Annotated in this window: 7 protein-coding genes; 2 read left to right on the top strand and 5 right to left on the bottom strand. The window is 60.9% G+C overall.

The window, feature by feature from the left end:
• Positions 1-348: 348 nt before the first annotated feature.
• A complete protein-coding gene (locus HMPREF2996_RS13115; RefSeq protein WP_371441129.1) occupies positions 349-807 on the top strand; it encodes a CPBP family intramembrane glutamic endopeptidase in 459 nt (152 codons plus the stop codon).
• 71 nt (positions 808-878) lie between these two features.
• Here the strand turns inward: HMPREF2996_RS13115 and HMPREF2996_RS09375 are convergent, their stop codons facing one another.
• Genes HMPREF2996_RS09375 through HMPREF2996_RS09360 form a run of 4 tightly spaced genes read right to left on the bottom strand, consistent with a single transcriptional unit; the run spans position 879 to position 6,427 of the window.
• Positions 879-2,006: an aminotransferase class I/II-fold pyridoxal phosphate-dependent enzyme gene (locus HMPREF2996_RS09375; protein ID WP_070731143.1), complete on the bottom strand. Its 1,128-nt coding sequence runs from the start codon at positions 2,004-2,006 to the stop codon at positions 879-881.
• Positions 2,007-2,645 (bottom strand): DUF3239 domain-containing protein, encoded by a 639-nt coding sequence (locus tag HMPREF2996_RS09370; RefSeq protein ID WP_070731140.1) that lies wholly within the window; start codon positions 2,643-2,645, stop codon positions 2,007-2,009.
• A gap of 4 nt (positions 2,646-2,649) precedes the next feature.
• On the bottom strand, positions 2,650-4,287 hold the full coding sequence (locus tag HMPREF2996_RS09365) for a DNA repair helicase XPB (protein ID WP_070731136.1): 1,638 nt from the start codon (positions 4,285-4,287) through the stop codon (positions 2,650-2,652).
• 37 nt (positions 4,288-4,324) lie between these two features.
• Complete coding sequence (locus HMPREF2996_RS09360; protein ID WP_070529461.1) at positions 4,325-6,427, bottom strand: helicase-associated domain-containing protein; 2,103 nt, start codon at positions 6,425-6,427, stop codon at positions 4,325-4,327.
• Between the two features lie 93 nt (positions 6,428-6,520).
• Between HMPREF2996_RS09360 and HMPREF2996_RS09355 the strand changes: the two genes are divergently transcribed.
• Entirely contained in the window at positions 6,521-6,706 is a 186-nt protein-coding gene (locus HMPREF2996_RS09355; protein WP_010187772.1) for a hypothetical protein, read from the top strand.
• A 124-nt stretch (positions 6,707-6,830) separates the two neighbouring features.
• On the opposite strand, the gene HMPREF2996_RS09350 is transcribed toward HMPREF2996_RS09355, so the two are convergent.
• Positions 6,831-7,433: a TetR/AcrR family transcriptional regulator gene (locus HMPREF2996_RS09350; RefSeq protein ID WP_246820332.1), complete on the bottom strand. Its 603-nt coding sequence runs from the start codon at positions 7,431-7,433 to the stop codon at positions 6,831-6,833.
• Between the last annotated feature and the right edge of the window lie 13 nt (positions 7,434-7,446).

Here is a 7,446-nt window from a genome sequence, read left to right as displayed (position 1 = left end):
GAGTAAGAAACCGCCGACACCAAACAAAACAACAACTCAATACAACGAAAAGGACCGTTGAAGCACCACCGCTTCAACGGTCCTTTTTCACGGTTTCCGCCTCACTACCAACCAATAGCCGTGCTAGCGCCGAAGTCGGCTCTTAGCTCTTAGCGCCCAGAGCGGTATGACTTACCCCACCGCTGTTGGGCCGTTGTCCTCGCATGCGAATCCTACAATTGAAGTCGGGAGAACTTTATGGCAACGTCGTTTCGCCCATTCACGGTAAAGGAAAAGAAATATGATTGAATTTCTTTTATTCCTCTGGCCCTCAGTGCTCTATATTTTTTCCGGCGAAAGTCACTTGGGGTGTCCCGTGCCCGGGCACATGTGGGGTTGCGATGGGGATGCTGGCAAGCGGCAGGGTTAAGCCTCGTTTTGTTCCCTGTGCTGCTAGGAATTGGTTACCTTGGTATCCGTCTCGTGCCGACAGCTAGTCTTACCCTCCCAGGTGTCGTTCTCGTCCAAGGGGTAAGTGGTGCCGCGATTCTTAGAGCCGTAGGCGAGGAGATTTTCTTCCGAGGATTCCTCGGCGGCTTGTTTCTTCGACGCTGGGGACTATGGGGTGGGAACACTCTTCAGGCCGCTCTTTTTCTCGTGCCTCACCTCGTGCTATTGAGTGTTGATGTGCATCTGTGGCCGATACTTCCCGTTCAGTTCCTCAGTGGCTGGATACTTGGCGCGGTGAGATATCGTTCGGGCAGCATCATTGAGTGCTCAATTCTACATGCTGCCGTTAATGTTGGGATTGGACTGCTGGCGGGTTAAGTGAAGGATTGCGTTCGTGTGCTCGGGGCGATTAATGGTCAACTCTGAGCACAAAGCTCTGTGCCGCAGGTCTATCTTTCGTCCGTTAGGCGTCGCACGGCCTCCCGGATGACCTCAGGGCGCTTGCAAAAGGCGAAGCGTACCTTGTACTTCCACGGCTCGGGATTGTCCGTGAAGGCGGCCAGCGGGATGGCAGCCACGCCCTTCGTTTCGGGCAGCTGCATGCAGAAATCAATGCCGCTTAAACCGGTAGAGGAGACATCGGCAACCACATAGTAAGTGCCGCCGGTGTCATGTACATGGAATCCCAGCTGCTTGAGACCTTCCACTAGGATGCTGCGGCACTCTGCAAGTTCAGACACCATGCCGTCCAACCACTCTTGTTCATAACGCAGGGCATGGGCCACGGCTGGCTGGAAGGGCGTGGTGGAGACGAAGGTGGTGAATTGCTTGGCTTTGATGACGCCGTCGAGAAGCTTAGGCTCCGCAATGGCCCAGCCGGTCTTCCACCCGGTGCAGTTGAAGGATTTGGCGGCAGATGACACGGTGACGGTGCGGGAGGCCATTCCCGGCAGGGAAGCGATGCTGACGTGGTCGGTGCCGAAGGTGAGGTTTTCATAGACCTCATCGGCGAGAACCAGCAGGTCCCTTTCCACGCAGAGTTTGGCGAGCTCGGTGAGTGCTTCGCGGGAAAAGACCGAGCCGGTCGGGTTGTGCGGGGTGTTGATGATGACCATGGCGGTCTTATCGGTCACGGCTGCACGCACCGCATCGACGTCGATATCCCAGCTATTGCCGGATTCCTTCAAGGGGACGGGGATGCGGGTGGCGTCGGCAAGCGCGATGGCAGCGGCGTAGGCATCGTAGTAGGGCTCAAGGACAATGACCTCGTGGCCCGGTTCTACTAAGCCGAGCACCGTGGCTGTGATGGCTTCGGTAGCGCCCGCGGTGACCACGACGTGATCCTGCGGTACGGAGTAGGTCTCCGCGATGGCGCTGACAAGGTCCGGAACCCCGCGCAGGGGAGCGTACTGGTTATTGCCGCCGGCGATGTTCTCCTGGGCAATCTCCAGCATGCGCTGTGGGCCGTCGCTATCGGGGAAACCCTGGCCTAGGTTCACCGCGCCATTCTTTACCGCGAGAGCGGTCATGGTGGCGAAGATGGTTTCGCCAAATTCTTGTAGTCTCTCAACTGTCATTTAGAGCACCAACAAATCGTATTTCGTAGCTTTTACATCGGTCAGACGTTTGCGGGCGCGCTCGAGGCGCTGCCACTGGTCTTCCGGAATGGATTTGCGGGCAATCGTCACGGTCTCCGCATCCGGGGTACCCCAGGCAATCGGCATGGGGGTGATTTGCTGCCAGTGGTCTTGATCGCCGCTGCTGCGCTGGCCGGAGACAGCGGCCACCGGAACCTTGGTTCCCACGGTGCGCTTCATGCCCGGGATATTGGTGACCGTGCGCAGGCAGGCGCCCCAGCGCGGCGGAGCCTTCGGGTCCACGTTGGTATTCACCAGCGCCATGAGGACCATGTCGCGCTCGTTGACCTCTGCGACGACGGCGGGGGCTAACGGATAGGAATCATAGAGTTTCTGAGCCGAGCCGACCTTGCTTGAGGCCAAGACGCCGATGACGGCGCAAAAGATTCCGAAGAGCACCATGCCCAGCGCTAGTGTGATGCGCCAGACGGCCTCCATGCCGAAGTAGACGGCAATGCCGCCGATGATAATTAAAAGGCCCATGATGAGTCCGGAATTGCGCAGGCGCGCGGAATCACGCAGGAGCTCATTGTTCTTCTTGGCGAAGTCTTCGTTGACTTCAAACTTGAAAATCTTCATCAGCTCACAAGTCTACTTCGTCCACCAGCCGGTAGGCATAACCTTGCTCGGCCAAAAAGCGCTGGCGGTGCATGGCATATTCCGCATCGATGGATTCGCGCGCCACCAGAGTGTAGAAGGTAGCCTCCTGCCCGTCCTTCTTCGGGCGCAGCAGGCGGCCCAAGCGTTGGGCTTCTTCCTGCCGGGAGCCGAAGGTACCGGAGACCTGGATGGCCAAGGCAGCCTCGGGAAGGTCGATGGAGAAGTTCGCCACTTTGGATACCACCAGGGTGAGAAGCTCGCCCTCGCGGAGTTGTTGGAAGAGTTTTTCGCGCTTGGCGGTGGAGGTCTTGCCGTCGATAACCGGCGCGTCTAGGTGCTCACCGAGCTCCTCCAGCTGGTCCACGTAAGCGCCGATGATCAGCGCCTGCTGACCTTCATGTTTCTTCAGCAGCTTGTCGACGGCCCGCAGCTTCGCGCTTGCCGACGCCGCAATCCGGTAGCGCTCCCGCGCTTGTGCGGTGGCATAGAGTAGGCGCTCCTCCTGCGTCATGTCTACGCGCACCTCGACGCAGTCCGCGGTGGCGATATAGCCGGCGGATTCCAGCTCCTTCCATGGCGCGTCATAGCGTTTGGGCCCGATGAGCGAAAAGACATCGCCCTCGCGGCCGTCTTCGCGGATGAGTGTGGCGGTCAGCCCCAAGCGGCGGCGCGATTGCAGGTCGGAGGTCATGCGGAAAACGGGGGCGGGAAGGAGGTGCACTTCGTCGTAGATGATGAGGCCCCAGTCGTGGGAATCGAAGAGCTCGAGAGCCCGGTATTCGCCCTTGGTCTTGCGGGTGACCACCTGGTAGGTGGCGATGGTGATCGGCTTGATTTCTTTCTTCTCACCCGAGTACTCACCGATCTCTTCTGGTGTGAGGCTGGTGCGGCGCAGTAGTTCATCGCGCCATTGGCGCCCGGCCACGGTGTTGGTCACCAGGATGAGCGTGGTGGCCTGTGCTTTGGCCATGGCGGCAGCACCCACGATGGTTTTGCCCGCGCCACAGGGCAGGACCACGATGCCGGAGCCACCAGACCAGAAAGAATCGGCGGCATACTGCTGATAATCGCGTAAGCTCCAGTCCACCTCCTCCGTGCTCAGTGCGATGGGGTGGGATTCGCCATCGACGTAGCCGGCGCGGTCATCGGCGGGCCAGCTGGCCTTGAGCAGCTCCTGTTTGAGCCGCCCGCGCGCGGAAGGTGGGACGGCGATGGTGTTGTCATCGATGCGCGGGCCCAGAAGTTCGCTGACCTTCTTGGTGCGCGTGAGCTCCTCCAGGATGACAGGCTCGTCCGATTCGAGGATGAGACCGTGGGCCGGATGTGCCAGCAGGCGCACGCGGCCGTAGCGCGACATGGTCTCGGCGACGTCGATCAGCAGCGCCTGCGGCACCGGGAAGCGGGAGTAGTTCTCCAGAACGTCGACGACTTGCTCGGCATCATGCCCGGCGGCGCGGGCATTCCATAAGGCGAGCGGGGTGATTCGGTAGGTGTGGATGTGCTCGGGCGCGCGCTCCAGCTCAGCAAAAGGTGCGAGCGCTGCGCGAGCCTCGTCGGCCTGCGGGTGATCCACCTCGAGGAGGACGGTCTTGTCCGATTGGACGATGAGTGGTCCGGGCATAACTAGGGCCTTTCTACTCTGGGCGTCAGGGAAGGACTCAATCCCTGTCGGCGAAGCGGACGGAGGAAATGCGGTGAACCGGGAAGCGCACGGGTTTGCCCGCTGCGCCTAGGGCATCAATGTAGCCGCCTTCCACAGACAGTGGCTTCACAGTCACGGTGCGCAGCTCGCCGCTTTTATCGGCATAGGAGATCACGATATCGGCGTGGAAGCGCGCGGCGGCACGGGCGAGCGTGAGGGGATCCGGTTCCTCTTCCTTCTGCGCGCTGGGATTCTGTGCTGACTTCTGCAAAGCCTGAAGCGCTTGGTCCACCGAGGCCGGCTCCCGCTTGTGGGCTTTCGGACGAGGCGTAGGAAGCAGGTAAGGCTCGGGTGCGACGGTAAGGGAGGCGCCGGATTCATCCTCCGCAGTGGGGGAGAGGCCCTTAGCGCGCAGCTTCTCCAGTAGCTCGCCCACGCGCAGCTGAGATACCGCCACGGTGGGCGCGAGTAGACGCAGGCCCGGGACTGAGGCAACAGCGAGCTCCAGCAGCGCGGGATCCTCACTGCGCAAATAGGACAGAGCAGGTCCACTGCGGAGGGTGCCATGGCGCTTGGCGACGTCCCCGATGGCAAACCCCAATGCCTGCGGCACGCCTGTCGGGGAGTGCGCTTCCAAAAAGTCGATCATTTCCTGCGCGGTGAGCCCCTGGTCCATGCCGCGGCGAATAGTGGCCTCACTGATGCGGTACACACTGGCTAGGCCTGGGGATTCGAGGTCCGCCAGGGATGCGAGGGTGCGGTGTGTGCCTGGTTCAAGGGGGCCGGGAACGAGGACGGTGAGGTCTTGCTGGATGATAAATTCGCTGACGGTATCGGGGACGAGGCTGGTGGCTGCGGCGGAATCACCCAGCACGTTAGTAGCCTTGCCCAGTGCCACCGCGCCGATCCACTCGGCTTCGGCGCGCAGCTGCTCAATGGTCACCGTGCGCGTGTGGCTGGCAAAGAGTGGGGATCGAAAGCGCAACTCTTCCCAGAACTCATCGTCATTCAGCGCGACTGCGGAGTGTGCATAGACGCCGAGAACGAAAGCGCGGAAGCGCGGCAGGCGGCGCACGAGGCTATCCTCCGCGAGCACCCGGGTCTCAGCCCAGCTGGCCCAGGGGGAGGTACGCCAGGCGTCGAGAAGAATGCGCCACTTCTCCCCGAGGTCGGCCTCGAGCCAGTCCTGGGAGCCGGTGGTAGGCGCGAGGAAGTGGCCCTCTAAGCCATCCGGCTCACCCCGGTGGAGAAGCCTAGCGTGGTGGCCCAAGCAGATGAGCCGCGCGACCTCCTCCTTTTCCAGAGCGAGATCCTTGGCCAGCTGGTTGAGTGGGCGAACGCCGACCGAAGAATCCTTGAGCAGAGTTACCGGATGACTGCCGAGCAACTCGAGGAGCCTTTCCATGCCACGCACGGCTTCGAGGCCAGCTGCGGCACCGGCGTCGTCAGCCCTGGCATCCGGCTCCGGGGTGCCCGCGCGCCCCGAGGGGGTGGTGGGAATGGGCGGGGTGGTATCACCAGCCAGCAGGCGGGCGAGCGAGTGCGGCAAGCGCACAGAGTGCGCGTTGATACGCTCCAGAAAACCTTTGGCCAGCAGGCGCTTGGCGGGATCCTCGGAGTTGATGTCCGGCTCGGTGTCGGTGGTATAGCCCATGCCGTCGCTTTTGCTTAAAGCATCAAGGACTCGGCGCTCCTCGGGGGCAAGCGCGGCTAGATCCTTCTCATCGAACTCTACTTGGTTGCGCAACGACCAGCCGGTGGGAAGTGAGCCCATCACGGCGGTGACGATGCGCACCTGTGGGGCGTCACCAAAGACGAGACCGCGCTCCTTGAGCTGCTTCGTGATTGCAGGGTTGGTGTCTTCCACCATGGCTATTTCGCCGCCGCGTTGTGCGATGTCCTCCAAAGTAGCTAGTTGCTCGGCATTGCTTGCCGCTAAGGCATCCGCGACGTGCATCGGAAGTGTCAGGCGCGAGGCCAACGCATCAAAGTCCTTCGGTGCGGGTGAGAGAACATCACTGCGGTTGCTGAGCAGGGCGCGCAGGTCCTTGTCAGGCAACTGGCTGAGCCACTCGCGGTAGCTCTCGGTAACGCGGGCGCGGTGTGAAGGGGAGGTCATAATGGCCCTCAAGCTTAGTAGGCGGGGGAGGCATGGGGCCCTCGTTGGGTGAATAAGTTACTTTTTGCCGCGGGGTTTGGAATAATAAGGAGCATGTCGAACGAGAACAAAGGCTTCGTATCCCCGGCTTGGCCGAAGAACAGCCCCCGCGAGCACGCTATTACTGAACTTACTGCACCTTTTGCTGGTGCTTCCAGCCCGTACGGTGACGACCTGATTCTGCCGATGCCGGCAGAAAAGCTCAACTACGTTCACCCGTACACCCGCATCAACCGCTAAGTAGGCGCGCAGAAATCTGCGCTTCACTTAGCGGATACGTTGAGCCTTCCGGCTTGCTTTCAGCCCCTCCGAGAATGTTCTCCTCGGTGGGGCTATACGTGTTTGTAATGTACTTGCGCCTCAACTAGTTGGCACGGGCTTGGGCTTTAAGGCCGTCGAGCAGCGTATCGATGAGCTGGGCTTGTATACCTGATAGGTAGTCGGCGCTCACTGGTGTTCTGGGCAGCGGGCGGGTGATGAGACCGATGCCGATGTGAAGTTCGAGCGGGGTGAGGGACTCGGGGCAGAGACCTGCTTGTCGCGTGGGTTCGATAATCGGTTGGTAGATCGACTTCAGTTCAGCTTTGCGCTGGGTAGCGATCTCCTGCACGTCATCGTCTGAGAATGAGGCAGTATTCACCTCGGCTGCCGCTGCTTGAACAACCGCGGCGAAGTTAAGGCTGGCGATCCGATGAATAAGATCGCGCCAGGTGCCTTCGGGATCCTCGTCGAAACCTTGTAGGTGGCTGTCCACCTCTTCTTTGATGTGTGCTACCTCCGCGCCGGTGACGGCATCGAGGAGGGAGAGCCGTTCGGGGAAGTGGCGTGAGACCGTGGCGACGCCCACGCCGGCTTTCTTGGCGATGGAGCGCATGGACACGCCCGGTCCCTCGCTGATGAGCAGCTGCCTGGCTGCTGCGACGATGGCTTGCTTGTTTTCTGCTCCGTCTTGTCTCACAGCTTGCATCATACCAAACGGA

Origin of the sequence: Corynebacterium sp. HMSC066C02, from assembly GCF_001814945.1 — a bacterium.
GTDB classification, from domain to species: Bacteria; Actinomycetota; Actinomycetes; order Mycobacteriales; family Mycobacteriaceae; genus Corynebacterium; species Corynebacterium aurimucosum.
This window is presented reverse-complemented; position numbering and strand designations above follow the sequence as displayed.

Excerpts from the sequence above, each read along its gene's own strand:
- HMPREF2996_RS09375 (WP_070731143.1), bottom strand. The coding sequence starts at position 2,006 with ATGACAGTTGAGAGACTACAAGAATTTGGCGAAACCATCTTCGCCACC.
- HMPREF2996_RS09370 (WP_070731140.1), bottom strand. The coding sequence starts at position 2,645 with ATGAAGATTTTCAAGTTTGAAGTCAACGAAGACTTCGCCAAGAAGAAC.
- HMPREF2996_RS09365 (WP_070731136.1), bottom strand. The coding sequence starts at position 4,287 with ATGCCCGGACCACTCATCGTCCAATCGGACAAGACCGTCCTCCTCGAG.
- HMPREF2996_RS09360 (WP_070529461.1), bottom strand. The coding sequence starts at position 6,427 with ATGACCTCCCCTTCACACCGCGCCCGCGTTACCGAGAGCTACCGCGAG.
- HMPREF2996_RS09355 (WP_010187772.1), top strand. The coding sequence starts at position 6,521 with ATGTCGAACGAGAACAAAGGCTTCGTATCCCCGGCTTGGCCGAAGAAC.
- HMPREF2996_RS09350 (WP_246820332.1), bottom strand. The coding sequence starts at position 7,433 with ATGCAAGCTGTGAGACAAGACGGAGCAGAAAACAAGCAAGCCATCGTC.